We start from the raw sequence: 19,340 nt of genomic DNA on the forward strand, positions 1-19,340 counted from the left end.
GGGGTAGTGTGATGAAAAAACTTAGTAGAAAACATTTGAGAAAAGATATTCAGGAACTTGAGAATGCAAGTATGCAGATACACTCTAATCAAGATCGTGAGCTTGATCAGAGTGTATCTGCGAATGAAGAAGTTTTGAAACAAGTTTTTGACAATTGTTCCGATATTGTTTTTCGTCCAATATTTATAAATAGCCAAATTAAAATTCTTTTTATTTATATAGACGGATTGGTAAACACCGGTATTGTGGAACAAGTTGTTTTGAAACCAATGATGTTCGAGGGGATGCCTAGTGGACTAAAGGTTATGGATTCAGTAGGAGAAATTATACAAAATCAGCTTATTGCAGTTTCTCAAGTAAAGACGATTTCTAAAGTTCGTGAGGTTATAGAAGCAGTATTGAAAGCGAATATAGTCATTTTGACAGAAGGAGAGAGTCAAGCTCTGGTCGCTGACTTAAAAGGGTTTGAAAAACGGAGTATTGAAGAGCCAGCTGCCGAGATTTCTGTTCGTGGCCCTCGGGACGGGTTTACGGAAACTTTAAGGGTCAATACGAGCCTTATTCGCCGAAGAATTCGGAGCCAAAAACTAAAAATGGAACCTTATTCGATTGGGGAATTGTCACAGACAGATGTGGTGATTACCTATATTGAAGGAATTGCTCCCGATTCGGTTTTAGATGAAGTTCGCCAAAGGCTACAGCGAATTCAAATTGATGGGGTGTTAGAGTCAGCTTTTATTGAAGAGTTTATTGAGGACCAACCTTTTTCTCCTTTTCCACAAATTCAAAATACTGAGCGACCAGATGCGGTGTGTGCAAGTTTATTAGAAGGGAAAGTGGCAATTTTAGTGGATAACACACCTTTCGTTTTAATCGTTCCTATGACATTTTGGACTGGTCTCCAGGCAGCAGAGGATTATTATGAACGATTCATCTACACAACTTTTGTTAGATGGATACGTTTAATATTAATCAATATTTCATTATTTCTTCCTTCTCTCTATGTCGCTATTACAACCTTTCATCCGAAACTAATCCCAACAAATTTGCTTATTAGTATTGCAGCTGCAAGAGAAGGTATTCCTTTCCCAGCTGTTATAGAAGCGCTGATGATGGAATTTTTATTTGAAGGTTTGAGGGAAGCGGGCGTTCGGTTACCAAAACCAGTTGGATCAGCAGTTAGCATTGTAGGGGCACTTGTTATCGGACAAGCTGCGGTGCAAGCAGGTATTATTTCAGCACCATTGGTTATTGTTGTGGCGACAACTGGAATTGCTTCGTTTGCGTTCCCGCGCTATAACTTAGGAACAGCTTACCGGATGCTGCGCTTTCCGATGCTACTATTGGCAGGGATGCTTGGGCTGTATGGTATTGCTATAAGTACCCTTACGATTTTAATTCATTTAACAAACATACGTTCATTCGGCGTTCCGTACTTAAGTCCGGTTGCGCCTCAGACTCCGCGTGATTTAAAGGATGTTTTGCTTCGAACACCTCGTTGGAACATGACACATCGTCCTATAATGGTATCTGGTAAGGAGAAAGTCCGTTTTCCAGATGGACAACAACCAGGTGCAAAACGGGGAGGAGAAACAGAATGAGCCTACACAAGGCACTTTGTATGATACTAGTAGTTTCTTTATGTTTCTTGACGGGATGCTGGGATCGTACAGAGTTAAATGATCTGGCAATAGAATTAGGATGGGGACTTGATCAAGCGAAGAATAATAAGGTTGAAATTAGCGCCCAGTTTATTATCCCTTCAAAAATGGGAATGGGACAGAGCGGAAGAAGCAATGCAGGAAAATCAGTTTTTCTTGAATCAGGAACTGGAAAGGATACACATGAAGCTGTACAAATGATGCAAACAAAAATGTCGAGGGAAATCTTTCGAGGGCATCAGCGTGTAATACTAATTGGAGAAAAATTGGCTAAAAATGGTCTCGCTCCAGTTTTGGATGCATATAGTCGCGATCCTGATATTCGATTACGAGCAGATGCGTTAGTAGTAAAGGGAAATACTGCAAAAGAGTTTCTGAAAGCATCTATCCCTTTAGAGGCTATCCCGGCACTTGGGGCACTTAAAGAGCATATGCAAATAGAGGCATTGGGAGATACATCGTTATTAAATTTTCTTATTGCTGGTACGAGTGATGGAATCACCCCAATCTTGCCAGTTATTAAACTAAATATGTCTCATAAAAAAGGTGACGACGAGGTCAAAGGGTTTCAAATTGTAGGAGCTGCTATATTTAACAACAATCTTAAATTGGTAGGATACTTAAATATGCAGGAATGGTTAGCTACTCTTTGGATAGTGAATCGTTTAAGTAAACAGACGATTACAGCAACCGCCTCTAAAGGGAATGGTAGTGCGAGTTTATATATGACAAAAATCAAAAGAAAAATTATACCCACTATACAAGGGGCCACAATTAAGTGTGACGTTGTTTTTTCAGGTGAAGGAACGATTCAGGAGAACAATACGAATTTAGATCTTTCGCAGCCCAAAAATCTTACTTTTTTAGAACGTGTAATGGAAAAACAATCTGAAAAACAAGCTCTCCAAACTATTAAAAAGGTTCAAAAACAATACGGAACCGATATCTTTGGATTTGGAGAAGCCATTCATCAAAAATATCCATCCGAATGGAAAGGGCTAAAAAAGAATTGGAGTAAGCAGTTTCGAAAAGTGCAGGTTTCTGTTCATGCAAAGCTTACTATTCGGCGAGTAGGACTGACTGGACAGCCGTTGCAGTTAAAGAAAAATGAAATAAAAAAATAAGGAGGAATATAGTGTGTGAGAAATTCGATGAAAATCTCTGGCAGACAAATCTTTTGGATGATGTTCACATTTGAAGTGGGCCAATCACTCCTTCTAGTTATTCCAGCGACGATTCGCACTGCCAAACAAGATGCTTGGATCTCGCTCTTGATTGCAGGGTGTGCAGGGATTGCTCTTACTTTTTTGGCAACTACACTTGGCTCGCTTTATCCGAAGCAAACCCTAATTGAATTTAGTCAAACCATTCTTGGTAAATGGCTAGGAAAACTACTGATGATTCCTTACTTCTTTGGATGGTACATGATAATTTGGATAACGGTCCGTGAATTTGGTGAGTTCATTAGTATCGCTTTGTTTCATAATACACCTTTGTGGATTATTGTTTTTACTGCTATGTTATTGCTCATTTTTATCATTTATCAAGGTGGGGTGGAAGGTATTGGGCGCTTAAGTGAAATCATTGGTCCAATGGTACTTTTAATGATAACGTTTGTAATCATTTTGAATGTTGGTAATATGAATTTGGATTATATGCTTCCTATTTATCATGATTCTGGATGGTTTCCCATCCTTAAAGGTTCCTATACTCCTGTAGCCGCGTTTTTTGGAGAGTCTGTTATGATGACAATGTTCGTTTTCTTTATGGACAAACCCGAACAAGCGCCATCACGGGCGATGTGGGGAGTAGGACTGGCTGTTTTTATGGTAACGATTGGAACATTAGCGGTCATTTTAACATTTGGTCCGAATTTGCCTTCAAGTTTTTTGTATCCGGTTTACGATTTGAGCCGGTACATATCCGTCATGGAATTCATTCAAAATGTAGATATTCTGATTGTTATTATTTGGTTTTTTAGTATTTTTGTGAAATTGGCGTTATACATGTTCATAGCTTGTTATGGAACAGCACAAATTTTTCATTTGAAGGATTGGCGAAAAGTAGCTTTGATTCTTGCTCCTATTTCGTTCATCATAGCTGTGTCGGTTAAAAATATCCAGACATTTACTCATTATTACTACATACTTTTCGTAATTCCCATTGCATTTCCTATCTATGAACTAGGAATTCCCTTACTGTTATTGGTGGTTGGCAAAATTCGAAGGAAATATGCATAAACCCAATCGGTAATATGTTCGAATGAAGGTATGCTTCGTTTTTTGACTAAAATAAAAGGAGAAATAGCCTGCTCACAAGCGTAGGCTATTTCGTTATTTATGCATTGAAAGAACATGCGAATCATATAGAGTTTCTAAGACTTTCTATTGAAAAAAGGGAGTGTTTATGAAAAATCCAGTTTCATAGTATGTTTTATGTTTGGAGTAATTCATTCCCTATTGATCGTATTTAGTAGGATGCGTTAGAAAAACGGTCTTGGAAACCTTCTAGTATGACAATCAGAATTATATGGGCTGTATTTGTTACGTACTTATCCTAGAAAATATAGTATAAATTAAAGACGTAAATGAAAACTTGAGCATAATAAAAATGCTCGAGTTTTTATGTTGATTAATGATAATCTAAAATATAGAATATACACATCTTAGGGAGGTCATACATATGAAGAAATGGATAAAAATTATTTTGTACTCTTTATTAGGTATTTTACTTATGGGAAGCATTACTTTTTTTACTTGGTCCCAATTTACTTACAAACCAACGAAAGAGGCTTTGTCGTTAGTAGATGATAAAAAAGATGAAGATAATATAGTATTTGGACAGAAGGATGCTAAGGTAGGGATTATTTTTTATCAAGGAGCTAAAGTAGAAGCTGAGGCTTATAGTTACTTAGGAGAAGCTCTTGCAAAAGATGGGCATTTTGTAGTAATGCCTAAGTTACCATTAAACTTAGCGATACTTGGAATAAATGTAGTAGACAGTGTAATTGAACAGTATCCTGAAGTTCAAAAATGGTATGTTGCGGGGCATTCAATGGGCGGAGCTATGATTTCTAAGTATGCCTTTCAGAATGAAGATAAGGTAGACGGGATCATTTTCTTAGGCTCGTATCCTGCAGATGATTTCTCTACAAAATCGATTCCAATGTTATCTATTTATGGAGAAGTAGATGCTTTAGCAACTGTAGAAAAAATAGAGAACAATAAAAAGTTAATGTCAAAGAATACAACTATGCACATGATAAAAGGCGGAAACCATGCTCATTTTGGCATGTATGGTGAGCAAAAAGGTGATAATGCGAGCTTAATTACATCAAAAGCACAACGAGATGAAACAGTGAAAGTAATTGAACAATGGTTAGTGAAACAATGATAAGGAATTTAATAAATTTACTGAAAGAATTCTTCTTCCTTAAGATAGCCCAATGGTAGGTGGGAGAGGTGATCAAGAGCCAGCTCATACGAGTAGGCTCTTTTTATTTATCTGCTATCTCCAATTGTCCCTTTACTTTCCCTGGTATATCTTTTTCTGAAATAACGTCGTAAGAATACACATACTTTCCTTTTACATGAATTTTCAAGTAAGTTTTTCTTATAAAATCATTAGGAGTGCTAGTTCCTACTGTATATTCCTTCTCATTCCTTGATTCATCAACACCTTTTAGGGAGTACATAGCTCGTCCTTTATGATGATAATCTGGAACACCATATCCTTTCGCAATGGCATATACATTTTTTTCTTCAGCAATCGGATTAAATCTATCCAAATCCCCGCGTAATATGAAAGGTAATAAATATATCGGTAGGCCTAATCCTATTATGCAAAGTACAAATTTCTTCATGATTGTTTCTCCTCTTATTGTATTTACATTTTTGAGTATAGAAAAAAATTCTTATAAATATAGAGGGGAATTTCTTAAGGTTTTCTTAATAAAGTTTAACCGTGTGAAAAAAGATTAACTTGAGTATTAAGCTTACGGAATGAATAGCCAAATAACCTGTTTTCTTTATTTTTTGATGGTAGGTTATTTGGTTTTATATTGGTATGAGTGAATTGAGAAATAAGTGAGATTTAGGAACTAGAATAAATGTATCTTACAGTAATAAGAGAATTATCTAAATAAATTATAGTGAGAACAATTAAAGAAAGCATCTAGTGGGGTGCTTTTTCTTTTGGAATAGAGAATCCAATGGGGCAGTTACATGTAATGCAGCGCTGTGCTTCTATGTCATTGGAAAACCCAATGATAAAAAAGAGGCTTGCCTTCCAAACAAATTGTTATTTGTAACACTGTTATCAAAGCAAAGTTCTCATGACATCTCTTTGATATTCAAAAATATTAATAACCTATTGCATGAAGTTTTTTGAAAATTTAGGTTTAACATCTTTAAAATAGGTGTATTACATATTACATAACAACTAAATAAAAAATCTAAAGGAGGAAAAATACAATGCATAAGAATGAAAGAAAACCGGTGGTTCATGAATATCAAAATGAACAGGAAGTAGTTATGAAAGTAAAAGAGCTAGAATTGCAAGGGATTCGCCAAGATGACATTTATGTCTTGGCACATGAAAAACATCTAACAAAAAAGATTGCGGATGATACAAACATAAATACGATTGGAGTAAAAGAACAAGGAATGGGCACAAGTATTATCAACTTTTTCTCCAAAAAAGGGGACGAACTTCGAAATCAAATGGAGGAAATGGGGTTGTCGAAGGAGGAAGCTAACTTATATGAAGAAAAATTAGATCAAGGGAGAATTTTACTCCTAGTAACAGCTGAAACACCAACGGCGAGTGATAGGCAGCCACAAAATTATCATTCTCTCTAATAGATTGCAACATCTGATAAATAGATAAGTTAATTATTTTAGGTTGTAGCATGGAAGAAAATAAAAGTAGAGAAGGGTGAGAAAAATGAAACATACAATATTTAAATATGCTGTGATTGGGATTACGACCGGAGTTATGGTCTCTCTATTAAAAAAAGAAAATCGGAAAGCTATACAAACAAAAGGAAAAAGCGTAAAAGACAAACTACAAGAAGGAAGCATAAAGGAAACATTGGGGAAGGTAACTGAGACAAGTAAACAATTCTCTGTAACTGCAGCTAATGTTGCAAAACAAACATTACCACAACTGCTTACAGCCACACCAGTTGTCATTTCTACTATTAAAGATTTAACAGAAAATGAAAATGACAAAAAGAAAAAAGATGAAAAGAATTACGAAATCAATCAAAATAGTAAGGACATAGACGGTGAAAAAAAGAAAAATGAAAAGAAATATATGAAAGAAGGGAAAGAAGAGAGTGCTTAGATTTAATTCTAAAAAGAGAAAGTGAGGAAAAAAGTATGAAATCTCTGTATGCAATTGATGTAGGAATTGGCTTTACCAAACGGGCATATCGACAGGATGTAGATTCTGAGGTGACGATTAAGAGTGAAGCTTCCACACTAGCCCGTGTACCTAATCATGCTGAAAGTGAAGATTTAACAAAGGTAAGTTTTATAGACTTAGACTTTGCATACTACATGGGAAATGAAGCACATCAATCTGACGCTTCATTTCTTCCTCCATTTGACGAAGAAATAGAAAATTATTATGAAAGCGAACAGTTTAAACAACAAATATTTGGTTGCATTGCAAAGGATTATAAAGAAAATGTCGTGTTACCTTTAGTTGTTACCGGGCTTCCCGTTACTTGTTTTGGTAGTCAGCATGAGCAATTACAAAATGCATTAAAAAAAGAAACTTCCGTGCAAATTGATGGGAAATTTATTAATATTACGGTGGAAAATGCTTTGATTCTTCAGCAACCGGTCGCTTTACATGCCTATTTCTTAAAAGAGGGAATCATTCAGGAACAAGATCGTATCTTAATTATTGATGGTGGATTTCGTACATTAGAAATGACAGATATGAAACAGAATGTCATTTTAAATCATTATGAGACGGAACTAGGATGTAGCAAGCCTTTGAAAAATATTAAGAATATCCTGCAGAATCATGCGGGGGAAAGTAATCACTTGCATATTAACGACATGCCAAAAATATTAGAAAAAGGATATGGAGGTCGAGAAGAAAATCCTCAGACAAGTCAGGTTGATACTTTGATTCAAAAAGAGTTGGATACACACTTCCAAGACGTTATGCGTGTATTACAAGAACAATTTAAGTTAGACCAGTATGAAACTATTATTTGGACAGGAGGAATAGTAGATATCCACAAAAAACGAATTGAAAAAATGCAAGGTGAAATTTCTTCTTTCCGTATGGTAGACGCTTCGAAAGAGGCTGCACTTCATGGATACTATATGATTGGAAGTCAAGTATTTGACGACATCACCAATCAATCTGCATATGAATCCAAATTGTAATAACGACCGAAATGGAGTTCGTTGAATAGACGTGCCAAATTATGTGGTTTCTTTTCCACATATAAATAAGAAAAGATAAAAAGTGCTTGTATAGAGGAAATGTTTAAAATTGAGAATAAAAATAACTAATATATAGGGGGTCTTCCTTGTAACAGAAGAAGACCTCCTGTGCCATTTAGTTTTTGTAATTTAGAGGATCTAAAAACTTTTCCTCTAAGACATGAATACCTACATACAAATTTCATATTACGGATATTATTCGATCAAACATAAAACTATTCAGAAAGGAAGAATAATATGGAATGCATAAAAATGCCGAAATGGAATTGGTATCATGTGAAAACTAGTGAGCTTGAAAAACTTTCTTCTATAATCCCTCGTGATGTAACATCTTATTTCTCTCAATCTGTAAAGAAGATAAGTTCTCCTTGTGAAAATGGATTATATGTTTATACGTTATCACCAAGTCAAACTTGCGTATATGGTTCGTTTTTATATGATCAAAATAAAAAAGACGCCAAAATTCAAAAATTTCTTCATTATTTCGTAGCTCATGGAATACTGATAACGGTCCAAGAAAAAGAGGAAGAGGATTTTCAAGAATTAATACATAATTTCCCTATGGATATAAAAAATTTTAATAGTTCCGCTGAAGGACTATGTGCTATCTTATCAATATTTATATCTCACTATTTACGAAAGGTTGACTATTTTGAAAACAATTTCAGAAATGTGTTATGGGATTTTTATCATCATAATAACATAGCAGTTTTAGAAAGAATTTATCATATTCGTCATGAATTATTTATGAACACACATGTGTTTCGCTTAATACAAGAAGTGTTACAAGGCTTGGAGGAAGCTTGGTTAGAAAACCTAACAAACACCCTTTGTTATAAACAAACACACGTAAAATTAGAGCGTGGATTACAACTTGTTAAAGAGTACCAAGAAGAATTAGACACGATGATTCATTTACAAGAAGTTGTTTCTTCTCATCGTGGGAATGAAATTATGAAAGCTCTTACTGTATTAACTGCTGTAAGTACGCCTTTGACAGCCTTAGGAGCATTGTGGGGGATGAATTTTAAATACATGCCTGAACTAGAATGGAAATATAGCTATTTAATCGCTCTCCTATTTATTATTTTCACAACAGGGGGTATGTATTTGTATATGCGGGTCAAAGGATGGACAGGTGATTTATTACGAGTAAAGAAAAAGAAATCTTTTTTTAAATCTAATTAGTCCTGTTTTTAAAAATATGATAGATATTAACTAGAAATATGGTTAGTAATATTTATTAATAGGGGTAGTGCCACATCGCTATCAAGCTAAGAAAAGTAAATACCCCCAGAACGAAATTTTGTGCTAACTTGTAGCAAAAAAGCTCATTTTTTTGTTTTGGGGTAATTTGGAATTCTTAAGTTGATGGGCATGTGACGTTACCCCATGCCCATCAAGCTAATATTTTATAGTACCCCCAGAACCAAATTTTTATCTCTCTACAGTTATTTATGTGAATTCAACTCGATTTTTTGTTTTGTGGGATAATTAGTTTTTTAACTTGATGGCGATAGGGAAAATGCTTTTCGTGTAAGCGTCAAATATTCCCCACCTACTATTTTTATTGTATATTTTAGAGATACTTGATGTTTACTCTATTCGGGGTACCGCCACATCACCATCAAGCTAAGAAAAGCAAATACCCGAAAATGAGAAAATTGACGTCTCCAGATTAAAACGTACAATTTTCTCGTTTTGGGGGTATTTTAAAATTTCAACTTGATGATGGGGTATGCCCTACTAAACATAAAGTTCGATTCTCTTTTTATCACTTTTTTTAAAAGTACTCGCTGCAATTGTTTTTCCTATTTTTAATTTTTACTAAACAAAGATAACATTATAGCTTTAACTCTTTAAACACTTTGTTACCTGTATACTAATTTTAGTAAGATATTCCTCCTTATTATTAGTTCTTAATGGATTGTAGAAGTAATCTTCATAGGCATTTCCTTCAATAACATAGCCCTCTGATTTGATAAATTCCGTGATATTGTGGTATGCGGATTCAATATCTTTATAAGATCCTTGGTGATAATATATGACATAAATTCCTCCTGGTTTTGATTGACCTGTTTCTAAATCACTATAACAAAATAAGTGATCTACCTCCTCATATCTTTCTTGAATCAGGCTCTCTCTTGTTATCACAGATCCAATAGGAGCAGGAACAAACAAGCCTATTTGCTTGCTAAAATGTTTTACCCAATCGAAATCGGTCATGCTATTTTTCGAATTTACATCGCTTAAGAAAATAGATTTTTTCTGTGTCTTTTGGATATAAACCTTCCCAACTTCAACGTTTTTTCTTTCTTCTTCCATTGAAATAATACCCTTAAAGAAACGACGAATTTGAATTAATTTCTCAATTTCTTCTTCCACCAGAACTGTCTGCTGTTTTGCCATTTCAACAAGTTTGTAAGTGTTGGGAGAATTAAGATATTCTTTTAGTTCCTCAATCGAAACTCCCACTTTCCGAAGAGATTGGAGTGTTGAGAATGTATTAATTTGATCGTAGGTATAATATCGATAACCATTGGGAAGTTTACCGGCAGGTTTAAAAAGATTGATTCTATCATAATAAAACAAGGTGTCTTTTTTCACCCCAAAATAACTAGCAAATTCTCCTGTACTTAAGGTTTTAAGGTTTTTTCTCTCCAAGTTAAAAACTCCTCTTGACTATAGACTAACTCCACACTTCATACTAGCATAAGCAAACGCATGTTAATACAGGAGGTTTTTATTATGGATTATTTTCACCCCCTCGTCTGGCAGCTGCTCGGTGGTACGACCTTCGCCCGCACAGCTAGCTTTATGACGATACCATTTTTAGCACTTTATTTACAAAATGATTTACATGCCTCACCAATTATGATTGGTGGGGCAGTCGGTATTTCACAATTGACTGCGACATTTGGTGGCTTCTTCGGTGGTTTCTTTACTGACCGGTTTGGCCGAAAAAAAATTATCATCATATCGATGTTCTGTTGGAGTATAGTCTTTTATGGCTTTGCATTCGCAAACTCTGTTTGGATATTCGTTCTATGCAATGCTCTCAACGGTATCTGTCGTGCATTTTTTGAACCAGCTTCACAAGCTTTGATGATTGACTATACTGACGAAGATAGGCGTCGTCGCCTATTTTCAATTCGATATACTGCCATCAATTTATCAGCTGTGATCGGCCTTTTGCTCGGTATTGTCATTTCAAAAGCATCATCAATAAGTTTTCCATTCCTTATTACTGCAACGATGTACTTATTGTATGCGATTTTCTTAGTCATCACTTTACGACGTATAGAGGAGCAGAATACGGTCAATGTTACGCAAGATATTGGCGACTTGATGCGTGTTCTTTTACAAGATAGCACACTTATGTTGCTCATTATTGCGAGTGTTATTTGCAATTTCGTATATATGCAAACAGAGGCAACAATGCCACAATTGCTTAATTTAACTATGGCAGACGGAGTAGCATTATATTCAGTTCTAATTGTGATTAATGCTGCAACAATCGTAATTCTTCAATTGCCACTCGGCATTTTAAGCGAAAAAGTAGCAATCAAAACAAGTCTTATTTTCGGGGGCGGACTATTAGCACTTGGTATGTTAATCTTCCACTTCGCTGATAATTGGACACTTTTTATTGTCGGTATGGTTGTGTTCTCACTTGGTGAAATTTTTGTTTTCCCAATGACGAGTGCTATAGTCGAAATGATTGCACCCGCGCATCAAAAAGCAACATATCTTGGTTTTATGCAATTTCAAAACTTAGGTGGCTTCTTAGGCCCAGTGCTTGGTGGCTGGTTGATTATCCATTTTGCACCACAATTGTATTTGGTGATGGTTAGCCTATGCTTAGTAGTTATTATTTGCTACATAGCAGCTTTACGTGGCAAATCATTTCGAATGTCTTAATACAAATAAAAACTGTGACTACATGAGGTACGGTCACATTACCATAAAGCTAAGGTTTCACACTATTCATTAAGCAAAAAAGACGTTATTCTTACTGTAGAATTATAGGAAAGGATGGCGTTTTTTGTATGTCTAATTCTGTATCTGACGACTTACAATTATTTGCACAGGAGATAAAGAGTCTTTTATCCCCAAATACCTTACAGAATCTAGCTAGAGATGTTGGATTTGTACAGCGAACAAGTAAGTATCAAGCACAAGAGTTAGTAGCTTTATGCGTATGGCTAAGCCAAAGTGTAGCAAAAACTTCCTTAACCCAGTTATGTAGTTGTTTAGAAGTATCAACAGAAGTACTCATCAGTCCTGAAGGACTAAATCAAAGATTTAACGCCGCAGCCGTCCAGTTTCTACAACAAGTTTTAGCCAAACTTCTAAACCAAAAGTTATCTTCAGCTAAGCTAATTTCTTCTCCATATACTTCTATTTTCAAGCGTATTCGTATCTTAGATTCAACTGCATTTCAACTCCCGGATGTATTTTCATCGGTTTATCCAGGTGCAGGAGGATGCAGCCATACAGCTGGGATAAAAATTCAGCTTGAGTATGATTTGTTAAGCGGACAGTTCCTACATATTCATACAGGTCCAGGTAAACAACATGATCGCACTTACGGCTCTCTGTGTGCCCCAACTGTGGCAGCGAATGATTTATGTATCCGAGATTTAGGTTATTTTCATTTAAAAGACCTTCAATATATACAAGATCAAGAGGCCTACTATATTTCTCGTATCAAGTCGAATACACGTATTTATCAAAAAAATCCTAACCCTGATTATTTTCAAGATGGAAGAATTAAGAAAGGTACAGAGTATATACAGTTAGATATGGAGACGGTAATGAACTCCCTTCAGCCAGGACAAACATGGGAAATAGCTAATGCTTATGTAGGAATGATTGATAAAGTGTCAGCTCGTGTAATTGTCCATCGATTAACAAAACAACAGCAACAAAAACGATTACAAGATCAAGCTGTAAGAGAAAAAAAGAAAGGAATGAAGTATTCTCCTCGTAGTAAACGACTCAGTGGTATCAATGTATATATGACAAACACTTCTACAGATATTGTCCCGATGGGACAGGTACATGACTGGTATTCTTTGCGTTGGCAAATCGAAATTTTATTTAAAACGTGGAAGTCATTCTTTCAAATCCATCATTGTAAAAAGATAAAATCAGAACGATTGGAGTGCCATTTATATGGCCAATTGATTGCCATTCTACTCTGTTCTTCTATCATGTTTCAAATGCGCCAATTGCTCCTCATGAAGAAAAAACGAGAGCTTAGTGAGTATAAAGCCATATATATGATTAAAGACTATTTTCTTCTTCTATTCCAAACTATACAAAAAAACACCCAAGAGCTATCAAAGGTGTTACTCCGCCTGTTCAATCTCCTACAGCAAAACGGGCGGAAATCTCATCGATATGAGAAAAAAACGGTCTTTGATATATTAGGTGTCGTTTACAATTGTACCATGTCTGATAATCAAGCCGCTTAATTCAAAAAAGTGAAACCCGTTAGGGTTTATTTCGTATGCAAATCTTTCAATCACCTACACTTGCCCTTTAGAAAAAGAAACAATCTCGCCTAAAATTGACTTTGCATAAGCTTAGCTTGATAGCGATGGGGTAGTGCCACAACACCATCAAGCTAATATTTTGATGTCCCCAAAAACAAAAAGTTTATCTCTTCACAGTTAGTTGTCTATGAGAATTGAGTTCATTATTTTGTTTTTGGATATTTACTTTTCTTAGCTTGATGGCAATGTGGTTCTACCTCTTATAAATGTTACAAAAATCTTTCAAATAGCTCTAACTTGCACAATGCTTCCCGTTAATATAATACGCTGATTCTGTGAAAACCGTAAATACAACCTCTACTTCTGGAAGTCCAAAATCCATTACATATGTAGTAATGGCCTTGGCAAATCGATCACGAATTTCCTGTCCACGCTCGAACCATTTCACTTCAATAAGAGGAAACGCTTCTATTTCTTCTCCATTGAATACAAACGTAGAACTTGGTAGTTCCAATGTAAAATTATCCGTACCACACTCACAGATCTCTGCGAGTTCTTCTACTAATGGCTTGCTTATGCGTTTTAATTGTTCAGTAGTAATTCCACGAAACACAACATGCGGCATGTGAATCCCTCCGTTAGATAGCTTTATATTTGCTCACATCATAACACAATTTATTTTGCTGTACTAACATCTATTGGTACATTTCAATGACATTCTTAAGAATAATCATATGTTATTGAAGCAATACATGTATTGTAACTATTTAAAATATTTGAGAGCTCGGTAATTGGGTAAATAAAAAAGCCTTATCATTCTCCCTGTAAGGAGGCATGAGGGGGGCCTCTATTAGGAAAGGGATGGTGCGCTTATATATTTTAAAAAGAAAAGACACCCTAAGATGCCTTCCTCCGACTTGATAACCACTTTAATTTTAATAACATTGGATTCCCATCCGAATACTATTTTACCACGTTAAGTAATGTTGGTCATTGAGAAAGTCAAATACGTAGCGTTCATATATAGTGACCCCTAGGAGTATGCAAGATTTAATACAGTTTTTTTGTTGATCCAACAACAAAAAAGAACCATAAAACCGTGCCAGGATAGGAATGTATAAAAAATGCATAGCTCGATAGAAAAAGAAAGGAGGTTCCCTTGTAAGGGGAAGATCCCTCCTTGTCCTTACTACTGATAATGAGACGTTATGTTAACTTTACATGTATATGTTATACATCAAAACTTCTCATACAGCGTTCCCCCCCACATGGTACAATTAGGAAAAGGAGGAGGACTTCAAAATGATTTTAGAAGCAGTCATGTTGCAAGTAAAAGACGGTATGGAGACGGAGTATGAATCGGTATTTAAGCAAGCATCCTCAATCATCTCTTCCATGCAAGGATACATAAATCATGAATTACAACGCTGTATGGAGCGGAAAGGAAAATATTTGCTCCTTGTGCAATGGGAAACTTTAGAAGATCACACGATAGGATTTCGACAATCTGAACAATATCAAGAGTGGAAAGCATTATTGCATCACTTTTATGATCCATTTCCAACAGTTGAACACTTTGAGCGTGTAGAGTTATCACGAAACTGAACTTGACCGTCTATTAATACTTGAAAAGTATCTTCCAATAACGAAAATTATGTAAATAAGCTGTTCATATGGACAGCTTATTTTATTTTTCCGCATAGCGTAGGTTGTTTTGCAAAATACTGACAGTATCCCATGGAACATAAAAAAGTAACAAAATACTAAACTTTAGAAGTCAAATAAAGAATAATTGGGGTCTCGCCAACATAACGCGAATTTCGTACGCTAAAGAATTACTAAGTTAAAAACTGTTTTTTTCGGTACGTTAACAAAGTTCCATTTAAAATTGTCGTTTTACACCTTCACATTTTTGAGGAAGAATTTTTTTGTCAGAAAACAATAAAATTTTATTAATTTTTATAATTAGTTGAATTTTTATAGAAATAATTCTCTTAATATATTAAAATAACATCGTATTATGTCAGATTTTAATTAGGGGAGAGAAATTTTATGTTGAAAAAAATTATTCCAGTTGCTTTAGCACTAAGTACAGTTACTTTTACTAGTGTATTTGCTGCGCCTTCAGCCCAAGCAAATACAGGACCAAACCGCTACATAGATGTGCAAATGCTCGGTATTAACGATTTTCATGGGCAACTAGACACTGTAAAAAAAATTAACAATAAAGATGCAGGGGGAATTGAGTACTTAGGGGCTTATTTACGTGATCGTGAAAAACAAAATCCGAATACATTAAAGGTACATGCTGGCGATGTTGTTGGAGCAAGTACTCCTGTTTCAGCATTATTACAAGACGAACCTACGATTGAATTTCTAAATGATTTGAAATTCGATGTTGGAACTATAGGGAATCATGAATTTGATGAAGGTGTTGCGGAAATGAACCGCCTTATTTATGGTGGGTACCATGAGAAAACAGGGAATTTTAAAGGAGCAAAATTCCCATATGTTGCTGCAAATTTCTATAATAAATCCACCGGTCGTTTATTTTTACCACCATTCACTATAAAAAAGGTACAGGGAGTTCCTGTTGGATTTATAGGAGTCGTAACAACGGATGTTCCTAACCTTGTTATGCCTACTATGCTAAAGAATGTAGAAATTACAGATGAAGTTGAAGCTATTAACAAATCCGTAAAGCAATTACAAAAACTAGGCGTTAAATCTATCGTTGTTCTTGCACATAACGGAGGTACAACAGATGGGAACGGCGTAACAAATGGTGATATCGTCCGATTAGCAAATGAGACTGATCCAGAAGTCGATGTTATTTTTGGTGGGCATAGCCACACTTATGTAAATGGAACTGTTAATAATAAACTTGTCGTACAAGCAAATTCTTATGGTATGGCTTTTGCTGATGTTGATGTAAAGATTGATCGTAAAACACAAGATATTGTTGAGAAAAAAGCAGAAATTGTTACAACTTACCATGAAGGCATGGAGCCTGATAAAAAAATAAAGAAGAAGATGGAGAAATATCAAGCGAAAATCGCACCTCTTGTCAATGAAGTTGTAGGTAAGTCTATTGCTCCACTAGATCGTAAACTCAATACGGCTGGTGAATCTACTCTCGGAAATTTAGTTGCTGATGCCCAGCGTGCAACAATGCAATCCCAAATTGCACTTATGAATCCTGGTGGTATTCGTAATGACTTAGATGCTGGTGATATTACATGGGGAGAGATATATGGTATTCAACCATTCGGAAATCAATTAATAAAAGTAAATTTAATAGGTCAAGACATTCGTGATATTTTAAATCAACAATGGCAAAAAGACATAACAAGAATGCTTCAAATTTCAGGGATCCAATACACTTGGGATGCGAACAAACCTAATGGAGAAAAAGTAACAAGTATTTGCTTAACAAATGGAGAAGAAATTATTCCTTCTAAAACTTACAGCGTTGTTGCGAACGCATTTCTAGCTTCAGGTGGAGATGGATTTGTATCCTTTAAAAACGGTAAAGATGCTGAAACAGGACCAACTGATTTTGAAGCATTAGTAGATTATATAAAAAAATCAAAAGAACCAATTCAGTCTATTATTGATGGAAGAATTCAAAAAAAAAATTAGTTTTTTATTAATCTCAAAAACAAATAGATTACCTGTACACTATACTTTTTAGTGTGCAGGTAATCTATTTGTTGTGGATTTGGAATAAAGTCTTACTGTGGCCAATGGGTATACCGTCTAGATGCAGAGTGCCGAAAAAAATGAAGTAAACAAAAAATCACCCCTAAACTAACCCTATGATAAAGAGAATACATTGCAAAAAAACAAAATTTGGAACTTCCTATTAGCCCAATATTAACTACACTACAATGGATTGAAGCTCATGTAGTTTTATATTCGTATGAGTGAATTAAGGATTTCTTAAGAACCTATTAAGAAACAAGTGAGTTTTAGGAACTAGAATAAATGTATCTTAACAGTAATAAGGGAGTTAATGGTTTTAACGGAAGTCCTTATATTATGTTGAAAATTAATAAAGATGTATTTCAGGAGGTTTTTATGAAAAAGAAAATGATTATTGCAATTGTTGCTTCTGCTATAACTTTCACTAATTTTGTAGGAAGTACTTATGCAGATTCGAAAACAGAAGTTTCTGTTACAGCTCCATACAATACAAATCAAATAGCGGAATGGTTAGAAGCACATGCAAAGCCTTTAAAAACAACTAATCCAACTGCATCTCTTAATGATTTAAAACCACTTAAGAATATGGTAGGTTCAGCTTCAATCGTAGGTTTAGGTGAAGCTACGCATGGGGCTCATGAAGTTTTTATGATGAAACACCGTATTGTTAATTACTTAGTATCTGAAAAGGGCTTTACTAATTTAGTTTTAGAAGAGGGATGGGACAGAGCTTTGGAACTTGATAGATATGTTCTTACTGGTAAGGGAAACCCAATCCAACATCTATCACCTACATTTAAAACGAAAGAAATGTTGGATTTACTTGATTGGATTCGGCAATATAATGCTAATCCAAAACATAAATCTAAAGTGCGTGTCATCGGGATGGATATTCAATCAGTAAATGAGAATGTTTATAATAATATAATAGAATATGTAAAGAGAAACAATTCAGATCTTGTGCCTAGAGTAGAAGAGAAGGTAGAAGGTCTTATTCCTGTAACGAAGGATATGGATACCTTTGGCAGTCTTACGAAAGAAGAAAAGGAAAAGTATATTTCAGACGCTAAACAAATCATTGCTTTATTAGAAAAAAATAAAAGTTATTTAAATGGAAAATCGACAGAATTCGCATGGATAAAGCAAAATGCTCGTATTATTGAACAATTTACTACAATGTTAGCGTCATATCCTGATAAACCATCGGACTTTTATTTGAAACATGATATTGCAATGTATGAAAATGCGAAGTGGACTGAAGAACATTTAGGAAAAACTATTGTATGGGGACATAATGGACACGTTTCGAAAACAAATCTGATTCCTTTTATATACCCTAAAGTAGCTGGGCAGCATTTAGCAGAATACTATGGGAAACGGTATGTATCTATTGGAACATCAGTTTATGAAGGACAATATAATGTTTATAATAGTGACGGTGAATTTGGCCCTTATGGAACATTAAAATCAGATGATCCAAACAGTTATAACTACATCTTCGGACAAGTTAAAAAAGATCAATTTTTTATTGATTTACGTAAGGCGAACGGAGTGACAAAAACTTGGTTAAACGAACAACATCCAATTTTCGCTGGAATAACTAGGGAAGGTCCTGATATACCAAAAACTGTTGATATATCATTAGGTAAATCATTTGATATACTTGTTCAAATTCAAAAAGTGAGTCCATCTCAACTGCATCAATAAAATTAGAATAATGTGCCTAAATGAAAACGTGAGAAGTGTTTCATATAACACTATGAAATTTGTGTTAATAGAACAAGGAGAATAATCGTATTAGAAAAAATGGAAATTTAACCTGTTAAGACTAAAATGAATCTTCAATATTTAAAGCGCAAAAAAACACCGAAGCGACATCGGTGTTTTTTTGCGCTTTCGGGCACAGATGCTACTTCAATCCTATCATTATAGAAACGATTTCGAATGTAAGGAATTCGTAAGGGATAGGTAAGGAAAAAGAGATTTTCATTGTGTAGGATAAAAAT

The 19,340-nt window shown here is 35.0% G+C and carries 16 protein-coding genes and 1 pseudogene; 13 read left to right on the forward strand and 4 right to left on the reverse strand.

Annotated elements, in window-relative coordinates; genetic code table 11:
* Nucleotides 1-8: 8 nt before the first annotated feature.
* The 4 genes from MNO09_RS14680 to MNO09_RS14695 all read left to right on the forward strand — a co-directional run bounded on the left by MNO09_RS14680 (nt 9) and on the right by MNO09_RS14695 (nt 5,054).
* Nucleotides 9-1,601 (forward strand): spore germination protein, encoded by a 1,593-nt coding sequence (locus MNO09_RS14680; protein ID WP_033657649.1) that lies wholly within the window; start codon nt 9-11, stop codon nt 1,599-1,601.
* On the forward strand, nt 1,598-2,785 hold the full coding sequence (locus MNO09_RS14685; protein ID WP_000052119.1) for a Ger(x)C family spore germination protein: 1,188 nt from the start codon (nt 1,598-1,600) through the stop codon (nt 2,783-2,785). Before MNO09_RS14680 ends, MNO09_RS14685 begins: the two co-directional genes overlap by 4 nt.
* Nucleotides 2,786-2,812: 27 nt before the next feature.
* Nucleotides 2,813-3,901, forward strand: a complete 1,089-nt coding sequence (locus MNO09_RS14690) for a GerAB/ArcD/ProY family transporter (RefSeq protein WP_033659202.1) — start codon at nt 2,813-2,815, stop codon at nt 3,899-3,901.
* 442 nt (nt 3,902-4,343) lie between these two features.
* Nucleotides 4,344-5,054: an alpha/beta hydrolase gene (locus MNO09_RS14695; protein WP_000758811.1), complete on the forward strand. Its 711-nt coding sequence runs from the start codon at nt 4,344-4,346 to the stop codon at nt 5,052-5,054.
* A gap of 103 nt (nt 5,055-5,157) precedes the next feature.
* On the opposite strand, the gene MNO09_RS14700 is transcribed toward MNO09_RS14695, so the two are convergent.
* Nucleotides 5,158-5,523, reverse strand: a complete 366-nt coding sequence (locus MNO09_RS14700) for a YxeA family protein (RefSeq protein WP_000714942.1) — start codon at nt 5,521-5,523, stop codon at nt 5,158-5,160.
* Nucleotides 5,524-5,917: 394 nt separating this feature from the next.
* A pseudogene (locus tag MNO09_RS14705) lies at nt 5,918-6,022 on the reverse strand (acyl dehydratase); the annotation flags it as partial.
* A 111-nt stretch (nt 6,023-6,133) separates the two neighbouring features.
* On the opposite strand from MNO09_RS14705, the gene MNO09_RS14710 reads away from it, so the two are divergent.
* The 4 genes from MNO09_RS14710 (at nt 6,134) to MNO09_RS14725 (ending at nt 9,316) form a co-directional block, all read left to right on the forward strand.
* On the forward strand, nt 6,134-6,520 hold the full coding sequence (locus MNO09_RS14710; protein ID WP_000549435.1) for a YflT domain-containing protein: 387 nt from the start codon (nt 6,134-6,136) through the stop codon (nt 6,518-6,520).
* Nucleotides 6,521-6,605: 85 nt separating this feature from the next.
* Complete coding sequence (locus MNO09_RS14715; protein ID WP_000683229.1) at nt 6,606-7,007, forward strand: hypothetical protein; 402 nt, start codon at nt 6,606-6,608, stop codon at nt 7,005-7,007.
* Nucleotides 7,008-7,042: 35 nt separating this feature from the next.
* Nucleotides 7,043-8,068 carry a ParM/StbA family protein gene (locus tag MNO09_RS14720; RefSeq protein WP_000839473.1) on the forward strand — a complete coding sequence of 342 codons (1,026 nt, stop codon included), beginning with the start codon at nt 7,043-7,045 and terminating at the stop codon, nt 8,066-8,068.
* 297 nt (nt 8,069-8,365) lie between these two features.
* Nucleotides 8,366-9,316, forward strand: a complete 951-nt coding sequence (locus MNO09_RS14725; protein WP_088107330.1) for a magnesium transporter CorA family protein — start codon at nt 8,366-8,368, stop codon at nt 9,314-9,316.
* A 663-nt stretch (nt 9,317-9,979) separates the two neighbouring features.
* On the opposite strand, the gene MNO09_RS14730 is transcribed toward MNO09_RS14725, so the two are convergent.
* Nucleotides 9,980-10,792, reverse strand: a complete 813-nt coding sequence (locus MNO09_RS14730; RefSeq protein ID WP_000440177.1) for a MerR family transcriptional regulator — start codon at nt 10,790-10,792, stop codon at nt 9,980-9,982.
* Nucleotides 10,793-10,876: 84 nt separating this feature from the next.
* On the opposite strand from MNO09_RS14730, the gene MNO09_RS14735 reads away from it, so the two are divergent.
* The gene (locus tag MNO09_RS14735) at nt 10,877-12,049 is read left to right on the forward strand and encodes an MDR family MFS transporter (RefSeq protein WP_241950179.1); all 1,173 of its coding nucleotides are present in this window, start codon (nt 10,877-10,879) and stop codon (nt 12,047-12,049) included.
* Nucleotides 12,050-12,177: 128 nt separating this feature from the next.
* Complete coding sequence (locus MNO09_RS14740; protein WP_000072035.1) at nt 12,178-13,608, forward strand: IS4 family transposase; 1,431 nt, start codon at nt 12,178-12,180, stop codon at nt 13,606-13,608.
* Nucleotides 13,609-13,921: 313 nt separating this feature from the next.
* Here the strand turns inward: MNO09_RS14740 and MNO09_RS14745 are convergent, their stop codons facing one another.
* Entirely contained in the window at nt 13,922-14,254 is a 333-nt protein-coding gene (locus tag MNO09_RS14745; RefSeq protein WP_001120967.1) for a DUF1904 family protein, read from the reverse strand.
* 677 nt (nt 14,255-14,931) lie between these two features.
* On the opposite strand from MNO09_RS14745, the gene MNO09_RS14750 reads away from it, so the two are divergent.
* The 3 genes from MNO09_RS14750 (at nt 14,932) to MNO09_RS14760 (ending at nt 19,041) form a co-directional block, all read left to right on the forward strand.
* Nucleotides 14,932-15,234 carry an antibiotic biosynthesis monooxygenase family protein gene (locus MNO09_RS14750; RefSeq protein ID WP_000599695.1) on the forward strand — a complete coding sequence of 101 codons (303 nt, stop codon included), beginning with the start codon at nt 14,932-14,934 and terminating at the stop codon, nt 15,232-15,234.
* A 447-nt stretch (nt 15,235-15,681) separates the two neighbouring features.
* Complete coding sequence (locus MNO09_RS14755) at nt 15,682-17,271, forward strand: bifunctional metallophosphatase/5'-nucleotidase (RefSeq protein ID WP_000913762.1); 1,590 nt, start codon at nt 15,682-15,684, stop codon at nt 17,269-17,271.
* A 438-nt stretch (nt 17,272-17,709) separates the two neighbouring features.
* Nucleotides 17,710-19,041 (forward strand): erythromycin esterase family protein, encoded by a 1,332-nt coding sequence (locus tag MNO09_RS14760; RefSeq protein ID WP_000728375.1) that lies wholly within the window; start codon nt 17,710-17,712, stop codon nt 19,039-19,041.
* The last annotated feature ends 299 nt before the right edge of the window (nt 19,042-19,340 follow it).

Source organism: Bacillus sp. N5-665, assembly GCF_022637375.2.
Lineage (GTDB): Bacteria > Bacillota > Bacilli > Bacillales > Bacillaceae_G > Bacillus_A > Bacillus_A wiedmannii.